A 20,253-nucleotide genomic window follows, 5' to 3' on the forward strand; every position below is an offset into this window, starting at 1 on the left:
GATGCTGAAGAAAAAATACTCCCTAATCACGGTGGCCGTCGCGACCTTCGCCGCCGGCTGCTCATTCCAGCCGAAGTACGAGCGTCCGGGCGCCCCGGTGGCCGCGACGTTCCCGAGCTCGGGCGTCTACGCGCCCAAGCCGGTTCCCGCGCCGGACACCCTGCCCAAAGGGCTGCCCGCGGAGCCGGCGACGCAGCCGCTTTCAGCGCGCAGCGCGAACGGTCAGGCTGCCGCCGATATCGGATGGCGCGACTTCTTCGCCGACCCTCGGCTGCAGCGGATCATCGAGATCGCGCTCGCCAACAACCGCGATCTGCGTGTGTCGATGCTGAATGTCGCTCAAGCGCGCGCGCAGTACCAGATCACGCGTGCGGAGCTGTTCCCGACGCTCAATGCGACGGGGGAAGACAGCGTCCAGCGCACGCCGAAGGATTTGTCGTTCTTCAACCGGACGGTTTCGAGGACCTACCAGGTCGGTCTGAGCTCCTCCTGGGAGCTCGACTTCTGGGGCCGCATTCGCAGTCTCAAGGATCAGGCGCTGCAGCAGTACTTCGCCACGGCCGAAGCGCGCAAGGCGGCCGAAATTTCGCTCGTGTCGCAGGTCGCGGATCAGTATGTGACGATGCTCGCCGACGACGATCTGCTGCAAGTGACCGAGGACACGCTGAAGACGGCGAGGGCCTCCTATGAGCTCACCAAGCTGCAGTTCGAGAACGGCACGGGCTCGGAGCTCGACCTGCGGCAGGCGGAGTCCGTCGTCGAGCAGGCGAACGCGAATCTGCAGGCGCAGGCGCGCGCAAGGGCGCAGGCCGAGAATGCGCTCGTGCTGCTGCTCGGTCAGCCGCTGCCCGACGATCTGCCGCCGGGTCGCAAGCTCGACGATCAGGCGCTGCTCGCCGACATTCCGGCCGGCTTGCCGTCGGACCTGCTGACGCGGCGTCCGGACATCATGGAAGCGGAGGCGTCGCTGCGCGCGGCGAACGCGAATATCGGCGCGGCGCGTGCGGCGTTCTTCCCGAAGATCACGCTGACGGGCTCATTCGGCACGGCGAGCCCGACGCTCGGCGGGCTCTTCAAGCCGGGATCGGCGGCGTGGACTTTCGCGCCGCAGATCTCGCTGCCGATCTTCGAAGGCGGCCAGAATGTCGCCAACCTCGATCTCGCGCACATCCAGAAAAACATCCAGGTCGCGAACTACGAGAAGGCGATTCAATCGGCGTTCCGCGACGTGGCCGACGGGCTCGCCGCGCGCAGCACCTACGACCAGCAGATCGACGCGCTCGAGCGCAATACGTTCGCCGAACAGCGCACGCTCGATCTTTCGACGTTGCGGTACAGGAACGGCGTCGACAGCTATCTGCAAGTGCTCACCGCGCAGACAAACCTCTATAGCGCGCAGCAATCGCTCATCAACGCGCGCATGGCGCGGCTCACGACGCTCGTGAACCTGTACGTCGCGCTTGGCGGCGGCTGGCTGCAGCATGCCGGAGAGGCGCCGCGCGCGCCTGACGACGGCACCGATTACCGGACGATGAGCGGGCTGCAGGGCGGCGCGTCGTCGGTGAAAGCGGCTGCGGCACCGGGCTGAGATCGGCGCGACTCGCGCTTTTTGCAATGAGCTCGCACGGGTCGGCATCGCGCCGGCCCGTGCACGTTTTTGCATGCGGATTGGCGTTGTTTCGCGTGGTTGCCCCGGGCTCGGGCGCGCTCAGTAGGCCAGACGCGGCGCGACGTATCCGCCGAAGTTCGGCCCGATGCCCGAGGCCTGCGCCGGTATCTTGAAGCCGCCGACGAAGTGTCCCTGGATGTACTTGCTGCTGCCGTTATACGAGCCATCGATATGAAACGCGGCGAACGCGACGACGGGGACGTACGACTTGTTGTAGATCTGGCTGGCGACAGGCACGAGGACAGTGACGTTCGTCGGCACGCTGGTGTAGATCGTGTCCTTGACCCCCGGCTGCAGCCAGATGTCGTTGCCGATCGAGACCGGTGACGGATTGCCGCTCGTAATCAGCTCCCGAACCGTCGGGACATTGTTGAACGATGTCAGGAACGAAGTCCACTGACCGGCATAACAGGTAGAGCCGTACAACTGACCGTTGCCGATCTGGAATTCATAGGGCTTTCCCGACGAATCGAGCACGGGCTGATTCGTCGCTGAGTTCCAGTACTGGTTGTACACGCATTGATCGAGCACCACCGGAAAGAGGGCGCCTGCGGGAATCGTGGAAGGCGATGCGACGACGGCGACGGCGGTTGCATGGTCGGTCGTCGTCGGCATGCCGAGCAATGCGCCGAGCAGCAGCGCGATGAGCCCGTTCGACGACGCGCTGCGCGCGATCGTCACTTGCACCGCGGGCACGACGGTAGCGGCAGGCGGTAACGCGACCGTGCTCGGCGGCAAAATGATCGGCGACGAGGCGGCGAGATTCCAGTAGCCGGTGACGACGGTACCGGTCGAGAGCGGTGTGCCATCCGACTTGTTCAACGGAATGGCGGCTGTTGCCGAGGTGGCCGCGCCGGACCAGTTCGGCCCGCTCGTGCCCGTTGCGAGCTTGGCTGCGCCCGTGAGCGCCGCCGCATCCGCCGCGTTCTGCAGCTCGTTGGCGGCGGAAAATACGCGTGGCACGTCGACGGCGAACGCGCCGAACATCAGGAGCGGTGCCAGCATGAACAGCATCCAGATCGCAATGGCGCCGCGCTGGCGCGCCGCGGCGCGCGAACACGCGTGCGCACGCGGGCGCAGGGCGTGCCGGCCGAACGCGGCCATCGAGGCGCTACGCATCGGTTTCGCGGTCTGACGGGGCATGTCATTCACAGTTTTTCACCGCGGTGGCCGTGACGGTTACGGGGCCGGTCAACGAGCTCAGCGCTGAACCGAGGACGATTCCGTTGTACGTGTAGCTGACGGTGACTTGCAGCGCATTGCCGCTTCCGGCCGTGGCGCAACTGCCCGATGGGCTGACCGTCACTGTCGGGGTCGTCGCCGTGCCGCCCGTGACGAGATTGTTCGTCGTGTAAGCGAGCGCCACGCTCTGGATCTGGCTGGCAGTGAGCGGCGATGCGCGCAGAACGACACCCGCGCGCGCCGCTTCGCCGGCGGCATTCGTAATGACCGCCTTGTCGCAAAGAACGAGGCTCGTATCGATGATGCCGAAGAGAACCAACATCAGAAACGGCAGCATCAGGACGAACTCGAGCGCCGCGATGCCGCGCTCATTCGTCGCCGGGCGCCGTTGCGCTCTCATCGAAGCGCCTCGCTCGCCGATTCGGAAGCGACGGGCTCGCTGCGCCGCTCGCGGGTCACGCCCGATGTCGCCGGCGCCCCAAGCCGCGCGCGCAGACCGCGATAGAACTGCAAGTCGTCTTCGGCGGAGTCCGCCGGTAAATCGGCGCTCAGAATGCGCTTGGCCGCCTCGTCGTTGCCGAGCATCCCGTAGGCGAGCGCAAGGTCCTGCCTCGCTTGCGGCGGCGCGTCGGGCAGACCCGCGATGTCGAGCAGGACGTTTGCGCCTTCGCGCGCACGGTTCGACAGCGTCAGCGAGAGGCCAAGGTCGGTTTTCAAGCCTTGCACCTCGGGATGTCGCAGCAAGGCCGCGCGATAGACGGCCTGGGCTTCGTCATGCCTGCCTTGCAGATCGAGCGCCGTGCCGAGGCCTTCGGCGGCGACGGCGTTGTCCGGGTGGGCCGCGGCGAGCTTGCGGTAGCGGGTGAGTGCCTCGTCGAGGCGGCGCTCGCGCAGCGCGACGCGAGCGAGCCCGAGTTGCGCGCGCGGGTCCTCCGGCGCCTGCGCCTCGACGCGCGCATAGAGTAGCCCTGCTCGCGCGAGATCGCCGATCGCGTACATCGCATCGCCGAGGCCGAGCTGGGCCGTGGCGGAGTTCGGATCGGCCTTCAGCATTTTCTCGAAGAGCGAGACGGCGAGCTGCGTGTCGCCGGCTTCGAGCGCGCTTTCCGCGATGCGCAGATCGGCCGCCGCATCGGGCGCGTGCGTTGCCGCCACGGGTTGCGGGACGACGTAATGGTTGCCGCCGCAACCGGCAAGGACGCTCGCGATGAAGACGGGTGCGGCCAACGCCAGCGTGATCGATCGAGGCCGGGGCGTTTGCTTCATGAGTCGATCTCCGAATGTCATCAAGGCGTCAATGGTGGCGAAACACGACCATCAGCCGGATGACGGCGGGCCCTGCCGCGATCAGCCCGACGGTCGGCATGATGAACAGCATCATCGGCAGCGTCATCTTCGGTGCCAGTTTCGCGGCCTTCTCCTCGAGTCTGACGATCTGCATGGCGCGCTCCGTGCGCGAGAGCGTGCGCAGCGACTGTGTAATCGGCGTGCCGTACTTTTGCGACTGAATCAGCGTCGTCACGAGCGCGCGCATGGAAGGGAGTCCGATGCGCTCCGCCATGCCGTTGAGCGCTTGGGCGCTGTCGCCGCCGATCGACAGTTCGTCCGCCGTGACCGACAGCTCGTCGGCGAGCGGCGGGCAGATCGTCTCGAGTTCTTTCGCCACGCGCTTGATGGCGACGACGAGGCTGTTGCCGGCATTCGTGCAGATGACGAGCAGGTCGAGCGCGTCGGGCAGCGCGATCCCGATCGCCTTGCGGCGCCGCCGGGCCACGAAGCCGATCGCGTATTCGGGCAGCATCATGCCGATGACGAACGCACCCGCCATCAACAGCACGCGGAAAATAAAAAGCTGACCGAGCCCCGGCAAGTGCCCGCCGACGGCGATTGCGCCGAGCGCAAGACATGCGCCGGCGAGGATCTTGAGCCCTGAGACGACCGCGATTGCGCGCCGGTCGCGAAAACCCGCGCCGGCGAGTCTCGCCGCGAGCTTGTCGCGCTCTTCCGCCTGCACGACGGGCAAGCGTTCGCCGAGTGAGGCAACACGTTTGGCGAGCCGTTGCGGCATGCTTGTCGCGGCATCGGCGCCCGCGGCTTGCGCGGCCGCGGCACGCGCAACGACCTGCCGCGCGCGCTGGGCGACACGCGCGCGCGTGCTCGCGCCGCGCAGGACGAGCCACAGCGTGGCGATGCAGAGCAAGGCGAGCAGGGCGGCGTTGCGCCAGAAGTCGGCGGTCATCATCGTGATGTGTCCAGGTTGGAAATCTTGCGGATCATCCAGAGGCCGACCGTCATCAGGGCGGCGGCCGTCACGAGAATCTTGTGTCCGGCACGTGTGTTGGTGAGCAGCTCCACATAGCCGCGGTCGACGAGAAACATGAAAGCGAACATCACGAACGGGACCGCCGCGATCATCTTGCTGGCGAGGCGACCTTCGGCGGTCAGCGCCTTGCTCTTGGCGCGGATGTCGCGCCGCGTGCGGACGATCGAGGCGAGATTCTCGAGCGTATCGCCGAGATTGCCGCCCGTTTCGCGCTGCAGGATCAGGCACACCGCAAAAAACGAGAAATCCGCGAGCTGCAGGCGCTGCGTGGCCAACTCGAGCACGTCTTTCAGCTCGGCGCCGACGAGCAGCGCGTCGCCCATGCTCCGGAAGGTCGCGCGGACCGGCTCTTCGCTTTCGACGCCAGCGGTGCAGACGGCCTGGACGACGGGGATGCCCGCTCGCACGGCGCGAATGATGAGATCGAGCGTATCGGGGAATTGATTGAGAAAGCGTTGGCGGAAGCTCGCGACCATCCACGCATAAACCGAGCGAAGGGCGACGAATGCGACGCCGACGCTCGCCGCAAGGCGCAAAAGCGGGGATAGCCAGAGAAACGACGATCCGACGAAACAGACGATGAATGCGGCCGCGGCAGTGAGGCCGAGCGTGCGCATTCCGTTCGCGCCGGCAACGGTCCGCACGTGCTCGCGCCACGCGGTGAATGCCGCCAGCACGGCTTGATCGCTTGCGCTGAACCGCTTATGAACCAGCTCGTGCCGCGGCTTTTCCGCGCGCTTCGGCTTGGCGCCGTCGCGCGGATCGCGGAGCGCGGCGACGCGCGATTGGATGCGCGAGGCGGGCCGCTGCCTCGCCATGGCGCGCAGCGTGCGCACGGCAAGCCCCGCGATGACGATCACGAAGAATGCGCCGAGTGCCACGACATCCGGGGGCGTCATGATTGCATCGCCTCGAGGAGCGCCTCTTCGAGCCCGTAGTAGGCAGCCCGCTGCGCGAAGACGGGGCGCAGCGAAGCGCTTTCGAATGCGCCTCGCACCTGCTCCTCATAGGCGCTCGCGTTATAACGGAACGTGAAGAGGTCTTGCGTGATGACGACGTCGCCTTCCATGCCGGCGATTTCGGTCACGTGCGTGACGCGCCGCACGCCGTCCCGCATGCGTTCGATTTGCAGAATCAGATGAACGGCGCTCGCGATCTGACGACGGATCGACATCAACGGCAAATTGCCGTTGGCCATCATGACCATGCTCTCGAGCCGCGTGATCGCATCGCGGGGCGTGTTCGCGTGGACCGTCGTCATCGATCCGTCGTGGCCGGTGTTCATCGCCTGCAAAACGTCGAATGCTTCCGTGCCGCGCGTCTCGCCAAGAATGATGCGGTCGGGGCGCATGCGCAGCGCGTTGCGCACGAGGTCGCGCTGCGAGATGCCGCCGAGTCCCTCGCTGTTCTCGGGCCGCGTCTCGAGGCTCACCACGTGCGGCTGCTGCAGCTGCAGCTCCGCGGCATCCTCGATCGTCACGACACGCTCGCTTTCGTCGATGAAGCGCGACAGCGCGTTGAGCAATGTCGTCTTCCCCGAGCCCGTTCCCCCGGAGATGACGATGTTGAGCCGGCATGCCGTCGCGATGCGCAGCACGTCGACCATCGTCGGGGAGATATTGCCCTGCTGAGCCATCCGCCCGAGTGTGATGTTGCGCTTGGCGAACTTGCGGATCGAGATCGATGCACCGCGCAAGGCGATCGGCGGAAGGACGACGTTGACGCGGCTGCCGTCGGCAAGGCGCGCATCGACCATCGGGCTGCTCTCGTCGACGCGCCGCCCGACGGCCGCCGCGATCCGCTGCGCGACGTTGACCACGTGCGCGTTGTCGCGGAATTTCAGCGGCGTCAGCTCGAGCTTGCCGCCCCGCTCGACGAAGACTTGATCGGGGCCGTTGACGAGGATGTCGGTCACGCGCTCGTCGGCGAGCAGCGGTTCGATCGGGCCGATGCCGAACATGTCGTTGACGATTTCGTCGACGATCAGCGACTGGTCGGCGAGCGACAGCGTGAGGCGATCTTTTGCGATCAGCTCGGCGGCGATTTGCTCGATGCCTTCTCGCACCTCCTGGCGCGACATCGTGAGCGCGGCCGACATGTTCATCGAAGAGAAGACGGCCGAGCGTATCGTCCTGAACGTTTCTGAGCGAATCAGCGCTTCGTGGCGATCGGCGGCGGCAGGTCCGCCTGGCGATGACGGTATCGGCGCGGGCGGTTCGGCCGCCGCCGCTTCCTGCGCGAGCGGCGTGCTCTTGCCCGCGACGAACGGATGCGCCGCCTCGGGCTCGTTCGCGCCGCGCTCGACGGTGGCGTCGATCGGTATCGAGGCGTTGCGGCGGCCGAACATCAGCGTGCCCTCCGCTTGGCGAAGAGGCGCGCGTACCAGCGCTTCGAGCTCGTGCCTGCTACCGGCTCACTGCCCGTGATCGCGTTCGAAAGCGAGACGATGGCGCGTGCGAACGACGATCGATTGGGATCGCCGAGTGCTTCGCCAAGGCTTTCGGCGATGGCGAGGGTTTGCGGCTCATAGGGCAGCGGATGTACCGAGCCGCGTCCGAGCGCGCTGGTGAAATCGGCTGCCTGCACGCGCCCCGCGACGGGTTGCCTCCCTTCGTTGAGCAGAACGACGATGGAGGGATTCGAATCGCGGCCCTCGGCGAACCGGCACAAGCGCGCGGCTTCGCGCGTGGCGTGCACGGAGTGATCGGCCACGACGTGAATCATCGCGCTCGCGTCGAAGGCTTCCTGGACGAGCCCGCCGGCTCGTTGGGGCAAATCGAGCAAGATGTAATGAAAGTGGCGCTTGAGCATCGCCACCAGGTCCGTGAGCGCGCCGTGTCTCAGGGCGAAATCGCTGTTGTACGGCAGTTCCGACGCGAGCACGAAAAGACGATCGTCATGGGCGACGAGCGCCTGATGGAGCAGTTGCTGATCGAGCCGCTGTGTGTTGAGCATGAGCTCCATGAGCCCGCTCGTATTGGCAACGTCGAGCATGGAGGCCGCGGCGCCGCCGTACGGATCGAGATCGACGTAGGCGACGCGGCGGCGCGTCGTTCCCGCGAGGTGACGCGCGAGCGCCGTCGCAATCGTGGTCGTGCCGACGCCGCCGCGCGCGCCGACGAAGCTGATCGCCTTGCCGGTGCGGGCGGAAGCGCCGGGGTCGGTCGAGTCGATCGCGCGCCGCACCAGCTCGACCGTGAGCGGCTTGACGAGATACTCTTGCACGCCGAGCTGCAGGAGGCTCCGATAGAGCCCGACGTCGTTGCGCTCGCCGACGACGACGACGGCGACCGAAGGATCGACGACTTCGGCAAGCCGCATCAGATCGGAAATCGGCATGGCCGAGCCCGAGACGTCGACGATGAGGTGGCGAGGGGACTCGCTCGCCTTCTTCATGATGTCGATTGCCTCGTCGAGCGTGCCGCGCGCGACGTGCGAGTTCGCGATCGCCCGATCGAGAATGACGTTGCGGATGACTTCCTCGCTGCTCGCATCGGCGACGACCGCGACGAGCTGCTCGCTACCGGAAGACCGGCCGCGGCGTTTCAGAACATTCGATTCGAGGGCACCCATATGCGTCGTCTCCGTTACTGAGTGCCGTTCGAAGGCGAGGAAGACGGGGAGGATGTCGAGTATCCCGACGTCGACGAATTACCGAGCGGCGCGACGCGCCCTTCCTCGTAGCGACGCACCGCGCTCGCGGCGAGTGCCGCATCCGCGCCCGCGTAGGGCCGCGGGGCGATGAGATCGGCGGGCCGCGCGATCATGGCCGCGAGGTTCGAGTAGGTCGCGCAGCCGAACGCGACGCCGGGACGCCGCATGCCGGCGTCGCGCATGCTCGAGCGCTGATTGAGCGATGCGCACGAAGGCGGCACGGCATGTCCCCCGTCGCCGGGCGCGAAACCAATGACGGACGCATCGGGCATGTCGAGCGGCGGATGCGACGACATGCAGCCGGCAAGCGCGACGCCTGCCGTGCATGCGGCAGCGCGGACGATGCGTGTTGCGATGGAGGCGAGCCGTGAGGTCATGGCGATTTCCCTCGGCGAATCAATAGACGAAGCCGGCCGCGCCGACGAGTCGCGGCGAAGCGCCCGATAGCGGATCGATGCCGAGCGAATGCTGGACCGCGTATTCGATATCGCTGCTCGGGCGCATGACGCTGTCGATCGCGCCGCGCAATTGGCCGGGGCCGGTGGGATTGACGATGTAAGGCGTGACGATGACGACCACCTCCGATTTGTTGTTGAGGTAGTTCTTAGACGAGAAGAGCTTGCCGATCACGGGCAGCCGCGCGAGCCCCGGCAGCTCGGCGAGCACGTCGCTCGTCCGGCTTTGCAGTAGCCCGCCGATCGCGAAGCTCTGTCCGCTCGAGAGCTCGACGGTGGTCTCCATGCGCCGCACCGTCAGTGCGGGCACGACGATCGAATTGAGCGTGATGCTGTTGGTCGGATCGATCTCGCTGACTTCAGGTTTGACCTTGAGGCTGATGCGGTTGTCGGCGAGCACCGTCGGCGTGAAGTCGAGCGAAACGCCGTACGGCTTGTACTCGATCGTGATCGTGCTCGTCGTGCCGGTCTGCGGCACCGGGATCGGCAATTCGCCGCCCGCGAGGAAACTGGCTGTCTGCCCCGACATCGCCGTGAGGTTGGGCTCGGCCAGCATCGTCAGAAGTCCTTCCTGATCGAGCGCATCGAGCACGCCCTCGATCGTCGTTCTGCCGGCATGGAACGCGCCGAGTATCGAAAAAGCGCCGGTCGACGACAGATTGAACAAATTGTTGGTGAAGAGCTGCCGACCGTTGAAGAGTCCGCCGATGAAGTTGCCGCTCTGCCCGAGCGAGCTCCAGTTGATACCGAGCTGCTGCGTGATGTTGCGATCGACTTCGGTGATCCGCACGCGCAGCAGAACCTGAATCGGATGCGCGATCGTGAGGCGATTCACAAGCTGCTCTTTGTCGTGCAGATACGGCTGCACCGTCTGCACGACGGCATCGGCGTCGGCGGCGCTCGGCACGTTGCCCGTCACCATCAGCGATCCGGGCGCGCTCGTCACCCTGACGCCGAACCGCGGAAAACGCGTGTCGAGCAGGCGCGCGATGGCGGCGGTGTCCGTGGCGACGCTGATCGTCTTGCTCAAGATGCGGCGATTGTTCGGGCCGAGCGCATAGAGCGTCGTCGTGCCCGCTTTCTTGCCGAGCACGAACACCGAGCGCGGCGTCGGCACATGAACGTCGGCCACATCGGGATCGGCGACGAAGACGGCGACGGCCGGCTCGGGCAGTGTGATCATCGTGCCGCTGCCGGCCGGCACCGACAGGACGTCGCCATCGTTCGCCGATCGTGCCGCCTCGTTGGCTTGCGCGGCCGTTGCCGCAAGAGCGGGCGGCGATGCGAGCCATGCGAGCGTCAGGAGGCAAAGCCCCGCGCAGACGATGACCGCGAAAGAACGGAAGGCCGGCATGCGCGTCAGCCGACGCGCAGCGAGGGGCCGCGCCGGCGTCGAGCCGATCTGGCCAGCGTGCGAAAGGGCGCGAGTGGGGCGTCGCATCTTCGATCCTATGCCGCGGGCTTGACGGGCGCGCCGGGTGTCGGCGCGGGCGCGACTGCCGGGGTTCCGGGCGGCAGCGGCGGAAGGCCCGGCACGCCGGTGGAACCGCTCACGGCAGTTTTGTCGTTGTTGGAGTCGCCTACCGTCGAGCCGCGATAAATGATGACCTGGGGTGCAGCGGTTGGCGTAGCGGTTCTGCCGGGTGCCGGCGCGGCGGGCGCGACCGTGCGCAGCGCGGGCGAGACATCGCCGGCCCAGACCGGCGCCGTTCGCGTTTGAGCGAGATCCTCGGCGTCCGATGCATGGCGGTCGCGCGTGGCGAAGCTGCGCAAGGCAAGCGAGAGCGAGCCGAGGTGCGCGGCGACGGTGATCGCTTGCGCGCTATGCGGCGTCACTTCGAACGTGGCCGTGCGTGCGCTGGTATTCGGCGCGGCGGCGTCGTCCTTCGGGCGCCGGAATGCCGAGCCCACCGCGAGCACGCGCACACGCTCGGCCACGGTCTCGGATTCGACCGCGTGCGCGGGCGGCACGTTGACGCCGCCCTCACCGCGGATCTGCTGAGTGAGCAGCACGTCGACGTAATCGCCGGGCTGGATCAGTCCGGCATTGCCCGATACGTCGTCGACGGCCACCGAGATCGCGCGCATGCCGGGCTTCAGGGCGGCGGCGAGGAAGCCCGGCGCGCTCGGCGAAATGACATCGGCTGCTCCGAGCGGCGTGCCGGCGTGCACGGCGTGGCGCAACAGGTCGCCTTTGAGGTCGTCGTCGCCGGCGGCGTCGGCTTGACCTTGCACGAGCGCGCCGGCCGGCACCTGGTTGCGCGGCATTGTTTTCCAGACGAGGTCGGCGTCGCGCAACAGCAAGCCGTCCGGCAGATCGGCGGCGGCGGCTCGCACGTGGACCACGGAAGCCGGCGACGCGGGGCCGGGGCGCGAGGCCGCGACGAAGAGCGCGCGGATGACGAAAGCGCCGATCGCGGCAATGGCGACGAGCGCGGCAAGCTTGAGGAAGTTCTGCATAGGCGGCCTCGGCCTCAGGCCAGCGGTGCGTGGAGGCCGAGGGCCAGCCACGCGCATCGATCAGGCGCGAGCTCGAGCAACGCGAGCGCGGCACGATCGTGGAATGAAGGCTGAGCCAGCACGGCGGCGATGCCTCCCAGCGCAAGCGCGACGCCATACGGCACGCCGCTTTCCGGCGAGAGCCATGTCACACGCTTGCTCTCACCGAGCACCGATACACGGCGGCGCACCAGCGCATGAACGATCAACATCGAGAGCGCGATGAGCGTGCCGCAGATAGACACGATGACGAGCACGGCGATCGCATCGGTCGGCCCGCACCAGAAAAAGACGGCCGCGGCGAGTTTCGCGTCGCCGCCGGCAAGCCAGCCCAGACGAACGAGCAGGGCGGCCAGGATGAATGAGAGCGCGGCCGCGGCCGCATGCGTTGCGAGTGGACGCCAGGCGCCGCCGCTCATCGCGGCTTCCGCCAGATACAGGGCGGCGAGGCCGGCTACCCACGCGTTAGGCAGGCGACGCGATCGCAGATCGGATACGGCCAGCATTGTGAGCAATGCGCAAGCGGCTGCTTTGACCGGATCCATGGGATGACCTTTGGCATCGAACGCGTGAGAAAGAGGAGTGTCGGCCTGACGCTCGGCGTAGGCCGGACACTTCGTCGGCCGATCGATTAAATGGCGCCCGTGATCTTGTTCATCAGCGCCGTGAAAAGCGATGGGATACCGGTCGTATTGCTCTGAATGACGGTACCAACGGAAACGAGCGCGACCACGACGATGCCGGCCAGAATCGCATACTCGAGTGAGCTAACGCCGCGCTCGTCGCGCGAGAGTGAACCGATAAAACGCAGCATGGATGACTCCTTGAAGTAAGCCGAAGTCGGCCGCAGCGCCGCTTTGGCAAGACCGAGAGGGAACCATTTCGCCTCTCGAACAGGTTTACGGCAAACGTTTGCGCGATCCGGATCAGGAGAAGTACTGACAGCCGCGCATGAAAAGCATATCGATGGAGCCAGTGTCGCAATGCGTCGAAATGAGCAGGGAAAATGCGCCATTTCTTCGCTTGGTAACATATGAAGAAAGGCGATCGGATGATAGTTGGGAGCTCTAAAAATTCCCGCAAATGCTTGGCATTCCTAAGTTTTCGGGGAATTGACGGACACCTTTTTCGCGCCGACGTATTCTGAGCGAATGCAGGTATACCCGTAATGCCCGTCAGAGGGAATTCGAGCGTCAGTAGTATTACTAATGAGATCTTTGGGAGTGCTAACCATATCCGCGAGAAAACTTCGCACTCCGAATGATTGCCGCGACTGGCGCGCGAAGTTCGCTACTGCGTGAAGTTGGCCGTCAATTGACGATTGTCGATCCGCGGTGCGCCGTTATGACGATCCAATCGCCGGCAAAGAGCGCCGCTGTCGCGGCGGCGCTCTTTGCGCTGATCGCTTAGATATCGGCGCGGCGCAGCCTGAAGAGGCCGACGATGCGGGCAAGCCCGTGAGCCTGCTCGTTGAGCGTGGCCGATGCGGCCGTCGACTGTTCGACGAGCGCGGCGTTTTGCTGGGTCGCGTTATCCATTTCGGCGACGCTCTGATCGATCTGGCTGATCCCCGCGCTTTGCTCGTTCATGGCGCCATCGATTTCGGCGATGATGCGGTTCACGCGCTCGATGCTTTCGACGATCTCGTGCATCGCGGCACCCGCGGCCTGCACGCGCTGAGTGCCCGTTGCGACGCTCGATGCCGACGACTGAATCAAGTCCTTGATTTCGCGCGCCGCGGTGGCGCTGCGCTGAGCGAGCGTGCGCACTTCGCCCGCGACGACCGCGAAGCCGCGGCCATTTTCGCCGGCGCGCGCCGCTTCAACGGCGGCGTTCAACGCGAGGATGTTGGTCTGAAAGGCGATGCCGTCGATGACGCCGATGATTTCGCTGATGCGCGACGAAGACTGGCTGATCTCATCCATCGTACTGACGGCGCTCGTCACCACTTCGCCGCCGCGGGCGGCCGCCTCGCTGGCCGACGTCGCGAGCCGGGCGGCCTGCATCGCCGCTTCGGCCGATTGCTTCACGCTCGCGGTCAGCTGCGTGAGCGCCGCCGACGTCGTTTGCAGATTGCTGGCGGACGTTTCCGTGCGCTGCGACAAGTCGCGATTGCCCATTTCGATTTCGCCGGTCGCGATCTTCATGTTCTCGACACCGGCGCGCACGTCGTGCAGCACGTTGGCAATCTTCTCGACGAATGCGTTGAACGATGCCGAGATCTGCGCCACTTCGTCGCCGCCCGAAGCGGGCAGCCGATGCGTCAGATCGCCGCTGCCCGAGGCGATCGTCGCCATCGCGTCGCGCACGCGCGACAGGCCGCGGAACGACTGAGAGGTCAGGAACGCGGCGGCGCCGACGGCCGCGAGCGTGAGCAACACCAAGGCCACGCCGAGCGTTTGCAGCACGTGCCTGAGGCCGGCCGTCGCTTCCGCTTTGTCGAGCGCGATGACCAGGTACCAGTTGGTGCCTTCGACCGCTTTGGCCTTCAGCAGCTTCGGCGCCCCGCCGAGCTCGACTTCGATCGGCGCCGTTGCGTTCGCGAGCGATGTCAGCTCATCGGACGTGAGTGCCGCCGACACATCCGTGACCGGCTTCAGCATGAGCTTCGCATCCGGATACGCGATGACCTGACCGTCGCGCGCCACCACGAACGCGAGACTCGACGGCGTGGGGTGCACCGCCGCGACGATCTCGCGCACGCCGTCGAGAGGCACCGCGCCGCTCAGCGCGCCCGTCGTCTCGCCGTTGCGAATCATCGGTGCCGCGAACGAGACGTAGGGAACGCCCGTCGAGGCATCGCCGTACGGCTTGGTGACGATGAGCTTCCCGGCCGTGACGGCTTCCTTGTACCAGGGGCGCGCGGTGGGATCGTAGTCCTTGGGCGTCGTGGCGCTCGTCGACAAAAACGTCTTATCCGTCCACCCGACCGTCGTGATCGGAAAGCCGTCCGCCGCGCCCATGAGCTTGACGAAGCCCTGCGGGTCGCCGTGCTCGACCGCATCGGCGGTCGTGCGCACGGCCAGCGCTTTCGCCGCGACCCATTTGTCGATGGCGAGCGTATTGGCGCTCGAGATTGCGACGAGATTCTGCTCGATCGTGTCGATCGTATTGGCGCGCACGGTGAGGTAGGTGGCGGTGCCCGATACGGCGAGCGCACCGATGACGGTGGCCGATGAAATGATCAGGATGCGGCTACGGAGTGAAACGATCATGTTGGGATGTCGATTCGATATTAGAGCGAGGGTGAGGGAATCAAGCCGCCTCGTTCGGCAACTCGGCGCCGATCGGACTGGTCACGGTTGATATCGGGTCAAAGCGACTACGTTACGGACAACGGCAGAAAACACGCTGACTTGAGGTTGAGGAGAGAAAGGACGGCGCGCCGCCGCGCACGCATTCGGGTGCGATCGCGTGCCGACAGCTTCTTGCTTCACGGAGCAGTCCCTTATGATTCGATACAACGGTGCGTCGGCCGCAGCGCTTCCGACCGGCACGTGAGCTGACGCGTTCAGCGAATCGCGAGCGTCCCTTCTTTCATCAGATCAATGACTGCCACCATGCGTTTCCTCGGTATCGACCTCGGCACCGCTTCACTCAAACTCGCCATCGTCGATGACGACGGGCACGAGCGGGCGTCGGCGGGCGCCGCTTATGCCGTGGACACGCCGCATCCTGGCTGGGCGCAAACGGATGTCGGCGACTGGTGGCGGGCGTTGGTGGAAGCGGCCGCGCGCTTGCCGGTCGAAGAGCGACAGGCCGTTGACGCGATCGGCATCGCGGGGCAGATGCACGGCGTCGTCCTCGTCGACGACGTCGGGCAAGCGCTGCGACCGGCGATACTCTGGCCCGACACGCGGGCGGCCACTTTGCTCGAGGCGTGGCGCGAGCCGCAGCCGAATCCGGTGGCACCAGGGATGGCGGGGCCGATTCTGCGCTGGATCGTCGCGAATGAGCCACGCACGGCCGAGGCGACACGCTGGGCGCTGCAACCGAAGGACTGGCTGCGCGTGGCGCTCGGCGGCGACGTCGTAACCGACCCATCGGACGCGTGCGCGACGGCGCTTGCCGATGCTTCGGGCCCATGGGACGCAGCGTTGATCGAGAGGCTAGGCTTGCCGCGCGCGTGGTTCGCTCCGGTCGCTCCTCATTCATACGCGGAAGCCGGCATGCTGTCGGTGGCGGCGGCGCGCGAGCTCGGACTGCGCGCTGGCATCCCACTCGCGACGGGAGCGGCGGATACGGCGAGCGCGGCGCTAGGGAGCGGATTGTCACGTGAAGGCGACGCGCTCCTCACGACCGGCAGCGGCGGGCAGATCGTCGTGCTGTCCGCGAGCGAGCCGTCACCCGCGCGCGGTCTCCATCGCTATCGCACGGCGACGGGTGCGTGGTATCGCATGGCGGCAATGCAGAACGTGGGCGTGGCGCTCGAGACGGTCCGCTCTTGGCTCTCGTTTCCCGGCTGGCCCGCCGCATACGACGCCGCGTTCGAAACCGATCTCGGCCAGGCGGCGCCGACGTTCCTACCGTATCTGAGCGGCGAGCGTTCGCCATGGATGAACCCCGATGCGCGCGGCGGATGGTTGGGACTCAGCCTCGCCGATACCCGAGGCACCTTGATGCGTGCGGCGTTCGAAGGCGTGGCGTTCTCGTTGCGGGCGGGGCTCGACGCTATCCGCACCGGTGCGGCAAATGTGCGCAAGTTGCGCCTCGCGGGTGGTGGCTCCATCGATGCGCGGTGGCGTCAGTTGTTGGCCGATGCGCTCGACGGGGAACTCTACGCGCTGGCCTGCCCGAACGTCGGCGCGCGCGGCGCGGCGCTGATCGCCGGGCTCTCGCGGGGCCATTGGCGCGAGGCCGATCTGCCGGCGCTCGCGCCGCCGGCTGAGCGAGTCGCCGGTCCGAGCGGCGATGCGGCCGTCGCGGGTCGGTATGCGCGGTTCCAGGCGCTTTATGGGTGCACTGAACCCTGGTTCGGGGCCCACGCGCGATAGGGGCCAATCGACGTCGACGAGCGAAACGCCGCGTTAGGTGCTACGATCTGACGCGTTTCTCCGAGCAATTTCGGCGATTGCGCTTCAAGCGCCCGGAGGACGACGAGTCGATCGGCATGCCTATCCAATACCTTCGCGGTTTCACCGTGCCTGAGCGCACCGACGAGGCAAACCGCCGTCTCGGTCGGTCGCTCGCTTTCGTCGCCGGTGCCGCCAATGCCGGCGGCTTTCTCGCGGTCGGTCAATACACGTCGCATATGTCGGGGATCGTCTCCTCGCTCGCCGACAATCTCGCGCTCGGCAGCCTCGGGATGGCCGGTGCGGGCTTGGCTTCGCTGGTTTCGTTCATTCTCGGGGCCGCGACGTCGGCGATCCTGATCAATTGGGGCAGGCGCCGCGAATTGCGCAGCCATTATGCGTTGCCGCTCGTCCTCGAGGCTGCCCTGCTGATTTGCTTCGGATTCCTCGGCTCGAATCTCGAGGCCCATCGCATTCTTTTCGTGCCCGCGACGGTGGCGCTGCTCTGCTATGTGATGGGTTTGCAAAACGCGATGATCACGAAGATCTCGAAGGCCGAGATTCGCACGACGCACATGACGGGGCTCGTGACCGACATCGGCATCGAACTTGGCCGGCTCGTCTACTGGAACGGCCCGCGCAATGGGCCGATGAGAGATTCGGCGTTCGTGCGGTGTGATCGGCAGCGGCTCGCGTTGCTGGCGTCGCTGCTGGCGTCGTTCCTGGTCGGCGGCTTGGCGGGCGCGCTCGGCTTCAAGCATCTCGGGTTCGTGTCGACCGTTCCCCTTGCGACGGTGCTGGTTGCGCTCGCGGTCGTGCCGTTGATCGACGACGTGCTGGGCCAGCAACGCTAGGGGCAACGACGCCACGCCACACTTCACGCGGCGCCCCGTCTGCATGCGCAAATGCAGACCCCTCAATCGCACCTCACGCCGTGCCCGATATCGCCCTCGCGCTGCCGACTTGTCCCTTATGCGGCATTGCACCATAGAAAGTGGTTTTCCCCGCCTTGACAGTCCCGGGCGCGTATCCGATCATTCGATCACAACACGAGCAAATGCTCTCTCAATGAGCGTTAGTTCACAAGCATAAAAACGGGTCAATTGATCACCCAGCGGAGACGGTTCGTGAAATTGCACGACAAAGTGGCGATCCTGACCGGCGCCGGGAGCGGTATCGGCGAAGCGGTCGCGCAACGCTATCTGGAGGAGGGCGCGAAATGCGTGCTCGTCGACGTGAAGCCGGCGGATGCCTACGCGCAGCCGCTCGCCCGCCGTTACCCGGAGCGTGTCCACGCCATTTCGGCCGATATCACGCAACGGGCGGATATCGAGCGCATCGTCGCCTCGAGCGTCGAGCGCTTCGGGCAGATCGACATCCTCTTCAACAATGCGGCCATCTTCGATATGCGGCCGCTCCTCGACGAATCCTGGGACATCTTCGACAAGCTCTTCGCCGTCAACGTGAAGGGCATGTTCTTCATGATGCAGGCCGTCGCGCGGCATATGGTCGAAGCGGGCCGCGGCGGCAAGATCGTCAATATGTCATCGCAAGCCGGCCGTCGCGGCGAGGCGCTCGTTTCGCATTACTGCGCAACGAAGGCGGCTGTCCTAAGCTACACGCAATCGGCCGCGCTCGCGCTCGCGCCCCACAAGATCAACGTGAACGGCATCGCGCCGGGCGTGATCGATACGCCGATGTGGGAGCAGGTCGATGCGCTCTTCGCCCGCTACGAGGGGCGCCCGCTCGGCGAAAAGAAGCGACTCGTGGGCGAAGCCGTGCCGCTCGGCCGCATGGGCGTGCCGGCCGATTTGACGGGCGCGGCGGTTTTTCTCGCCTCGTCCGATGCCGACTACATCACCGCTCAGACGCTCAACGTCGACGGCGGCAACTGGATGAGCTAGCTGTTCGGCGCTGCGTGCGGGGATACGCGATACGCAGCGCTCTATCCCGCAGTTCCGTACAACGAACAAGAGAAGGAGACAAGCGATGCAACCCACATTCGGTTCCGCCCGTCGTTTCACGCGCCATGCGCTCGCCGTGGGAGCGGTGGCCTGCGCGGCCGGAGGCGCCGCGAACGCAATGGCTGCGACGATCACGATCGCGGTGGTGAACAACCCCGACATGATCGAGATGAAGAAGCTCTCCTCGGACTTCGAGAAGAGCAACCCCGACATCAAGCTGAACTGGGTGGTCCTCGAGGAGAACGTGCTGCGCCAGCGCGCGACGACCGACATCACGACTGGCAGCGGCCAGTTCGACGTCATGATGATCGGCGCCTACGAGGCGCCCCAGTGGGGCAAGCGCGGCTGGCTTTCGCCGATGTCGAATCTGCCCGCCGACTATGACGTGAACGACGTCATGAAGCCCGTGAGAGACAGCCTCTCGTACAACGGCACGCTCTATGCCCTGCCGTTCTACGCCGAAAGCTCGATGACGTTCTATCGCACGGATCTTTTCAAGGCCAAAGGCCTCACGATGCCGTCGAAGCCAACCTACGACCAGATCGCCGAGTTCGCCGACAAGCTGACCGACAAGTCGACCGGCGTCTATGGCATCTGCTTGCGCGGGAAGGCGGGCTGGGGCGAAAACATGGCCTACCTGACGACGCGCGTGAACACCTATGGCGGCCGCTGGTTCGACGATAAATGGGACGCGCAGTTGACCACGCCCGAATGGAAAAAGGCAGTCAGTTCCTACATCGACCTGATGAAGAAAGACGGCCCGCCCGGAGCGAGCTCCAACGGTTTCAACGAAAACCTCACCTTGATGTCCTCGGGCAAGTGCGCGATGTGGATCGATGCCACGGTCGCGGCCGGGATGCTCTATAACAAGAGTCAGTCGCAGGTGGCCGACAAGATCGGATTTGCCGCGGCACCGACGGAAGTCACGCCCAAGGGCTCGCACTGGCTTTGGGCATGGGCGCTTGCGATCCCGAAGACATCGAAGAAACAGGACGACGCGAAGAAGTTCATCGAATGGGCGACGGGCAAGCCCTATATCGAGCTCGTCGCCAAAGACGAAGGATGGGCCTCGGTGCCGCCCGGCACGCGCGAGTCGACCTATAACCGTCCTGAGTACAAGCAGGCCGCGCCGTTCGCCGAATTCGTCGAGAACGCGATCAAGACGGCCGACCCGAACCACCCGACGGAGAAGCCGGTCCCTTACACGGGTGTGCAGTTCGTCGGCATTCCTGAATTCCAGTCGTTCGGGACCGTGGTCGGACAGAGCATCGCCGGCGCGCTGGCGGGTCAGATGTCGGTCGATCAAGCGCTGGCCGCGGGCAATGCCACGGCCAATCGCGCCGTGAAGCAGGCCGGCTACCAGAAGTAAAGCCGGCCGATGAGGCGATGCTTTCCTCGCGCATCGCCTCGTTCCAGCGGTCCGCCTGAATGTCGTGCGGCTTGGGGCCTCGCGGCAGGCGGCCCGCTCATCGATGTAACGAGGTGACAGGGATCA

19 protein-coding genes are annotated in these 20,253 nt (G+C 65.8%); 6 read left to right on the top strand and 13 right to left on the bottom strand.

Going from position 1 to position 20,253, the window contains the following annotated elements:
• Position 1 precedes the first annotated feature (1 nt).
• On the top strand, positions 2-1,588 hold the full coding sequence (locus AB4Y31_RS12365) for an efflux transporter outer membrane subunit (RefSeq protein WP_368674153.1): 1,587 nt from the start codon (positions 2-4) through the stop codon (positions 1,586-1,588).
• A gap of 120 nt (positions 1,589-1,708) precedes the next feature.
• Here the strand turns inward: AB4Y31_RS12365 and AB4Y31_RS12370 are convergent, their stop codons facing one another.
• Complete coding sequence (locus AB4Y31_RS12370) at positions 1,709-2,674, bottom strand: TadG family pilus assembly protein (protein WP_368674154.1); 966 nt, start codon at positions 2,672-2,674, stop codon at positions 1,709-1,711.
• On the opposite strand from AB4Y31_RS12370, the gene AB4Y31_RS12375 reads away from it, so the two are divergent.
• Positions 2,673-2,804: a hypothetical protein gene (locus AB4Y31_RS12375; RefSeq protein ID WP_368674155.1), complete on the top strand. Its 132-nt coding sequence runs from the start codon at positions 2,673-2,675 to the stop codon at positions 2,802-2,804. The genes AB4Y31_RS12370 and AB4Y31_RS12375 overlap by 2 nt on opposite strands.
• 9 nt (positions 2,805-2,813) lie before the next feature.
• Here AB4Y31_RS12375 and AB4Y31_RS12380 read toward each other — a convergent pair whose 3' ends face one another.
• From AB4Y31_RS12380 to AB4Y31_RS12435, 12 genes are all read right to left on the bottom strand, one after another.
• A complete protein-coding gene (locus AB4Y31_RS12380) occupies positions 2,814-3,251 on the bottom strand; it encodes a TadE/TadG family type IV pilus assembly protein (protein WP_368674156.1) in 438 nt (145 codons plus the stop codon).
• Positions 3,248-4,117, bottom strand: coding sequence for a tetratricopeptide repeat protein (locus tag AB4Y31_RS12385; protein ID WP_368674157.1), 870 nt, complete (start codon positions 4,115-4,117; stop codon positions 3,248-3,250). The genes AB4Y31_RS12380 and AB4Y31_RS12385 overlap by 4 nt, the downstream gene beginning before the upstream one ends.
• A gap of 28 nt (positions 4,118-4,145) precedes the next feature.
• Positions 4,146-5,093 (bottom strand): type II secretion system F family protein, encoded by a 948-nt coding sequence (locus tag AB4Y31_RS12390; protein ID WP_368674158.1) that lies wholly within the window; start codon positions 5,091-5,093, stop codon positions 4,146-4,148.
• Positions 5,090-6,073 carry a type II secretion system F family protein gene (locus AB4Y31_RS12395; RefSeq protein ID WP_368674159.1) on the bottom strand — a complete coding sequence of 328 codons (984 nt, stop codon included), beginning with the start codon at positions 6,071-6,073 and terminating at the stop codon, positions 5,090-5,092. The genes AB4Y31_RS12390 and AB4Y31_RS12395 overlap by 4 nt, the downstream gene beginning before the upstream one ends.
• On the bottom strand, positions 6,070-7,521 hold the full coding sequence (locus AB4Y31_RS12400) for a CpaF family protein (protein WP_368674160.1): 1,452 nt from the start codon (positions 7,519-7,521) through the stop codon (positions 6,070-6,072). Before AB4Y31_RS12400 ends, AB4Y31_RS12395 begins: the two co-directional genes overlap by 4 nt.
• Entirely contained in the window at positions 7,521-8,747 is a 1,227-nt protein-coding gene (locus AB4Y31_RS12405; protein ID WP_368674161.1) for a CpaE family protein, read from the bottom strand. The genes AB4Y31_RS12400 and AB4Y31_RS12405 overlap by 1 nt, the downstream gene beginning before the upstream one ends.
• A gap of 14 nt (positions 8,748-8,761) precedes the next feature.
• Positions 8,762-9,205 carry a CpaD family pilus assembly lipoprotein gene (locus tag AB4Y31_RS12410; protein WP_018440840.1) on the bottom strand — a complete coding sequence of 148 codons (444 nt, stop codon included), beginning with the start codon at positions 9,203-9,205 and terminating at the stop codon, positions 8,762-8,764.
• Between the two features lie 19 nt (positions 9,206-9,224).
• A complete protein-coding gene (locus AB4Y31_RS12415; protein WP_368674162.1) occupies positions 9,225-10,724 on the bottom strand; it encodes a type II and III secretion system protein family protein in 1,500 nt (499 codons plus the stop codon).
• Positions 10,725-10,732: 8 nt separating this feature from the next.
• The gene (cpaB, locus tag AB4Y31_RS12420) at positions 10,733-11,743 is read right to left on the bottom strand and encodes a Flp pilus assembly protein CpaB (protein WP_368674163.1); all 1,011 of its coding nucleotides are present in this window, start codon (positions 11,741-11,743) and stop codon (positions 10,733-10,735) included.
• A 14-nt stretch (positions 11,744-11,757) separates the two neighbouring features.
• On the bottom strand, positions 11,758-12,327 hold the full coding sequence (locus AB4Y31_RS12425; protein WP_368674164.1) for a prepilin peptidase: 570 nt from the start codon (positions 12,325-12,327) through the stop codon (positions 11,758-11,760).
• A gap of 86 nt (positions 12,328-12,413) precedes the next feature.
• Positions 12,414-12,596, bottom strand: coding sequence for a Flp family type IVb pilin (locus AB4Y31_RS12430; RefSeq protein ID WP_368674165.1), 183 nt, complete (start codon positions 12,594-12,596; stop codon positions 12,414-12,416).
• 592 nt (positions 12,597-13,188) lie between these two features.
• A complete protein-coding gene (locus tag AB4Y31_RS12435; protein WP_368674166.1) occupies positions 13,189-14,997 on the bottom strand; it encodes a methyl-accepting chemotaxis protein in 1,809 nt (602 codons plus the stop codon).
• Between the two features lie 345 nt (positions 14,998-15,342).
• On the opposite strand from AB4Y31_RS12435, the gene AB4Y31_RS12440 reads away from it, so the two are divergent.
• The 4 genes from AB4Y31_RS12440 to AB4Y31_RS12455 all read left to right on the top strand — a co-directional run bounded on the left by AB4Y31_RS12440 (position 15,343) and on the right by AB4Y31_RS12455 (position 20,127).
• Positions 15,343-16,776: a xylulokinase gene (locus tag AB4Y31_RS12440; protein WP_368674167.1), complete on the top strand. Its 1,434-nt coding sequence runs from the start codon at positions 15,343-15,345 to the stop codon at positions 16,774-16,776.
• A 116-nt stretch (positions 16,777-16,892) separates the two neighbouring features.
• Positions 16,893-17,648: a YoaK family protein gene (locus tag AB4Y31_RS12445; RefSeq protein WP_368674168.1), complete on the top strand. Its 756-nt coding sequence runs from the start codon at positions 16,893-16,895 to the stop codon at positions 17,646-17,648.
• Between the two features lie 273 nt (positions 17,649-17,921).
• Complete coding sequence (locus AB4Y31_RS12450) at positions 17,922-18,698, top strand: L-iditol 2-dehydrogenase (RefSeq protein ID WP_368674169.1); 777 nt, start codon at positions 17,922-17,924, stop codon at positions 18,696-18,698.
• Positions 18,699-18,783: 85 nt separating this feature from the next.
• On the top strand, positions 18,784-20,127 hold the full coding sequence (locus AB4Y31_RS12455) for a sugar ABC transporter substrate-binding protein (RefSeq protein WP_368674170.1): 1,344 nt from the start codon (positions 18,784-18,786) through the stop codon (positions 20,125-20,127).
• Positions 20,128-20,253: the final 126 nt, after the last annotated feature.

It is taken from the genome of Trinickia sp. EG282A (genome assembly GCF_040965455.1).
Classification (GTDB): Bacteria; Pseudomonadota; Gammaproteobacteria; order Burkholderiales; family Burkholderiaceae; genus Trinickia; species Trinickia symbiotica.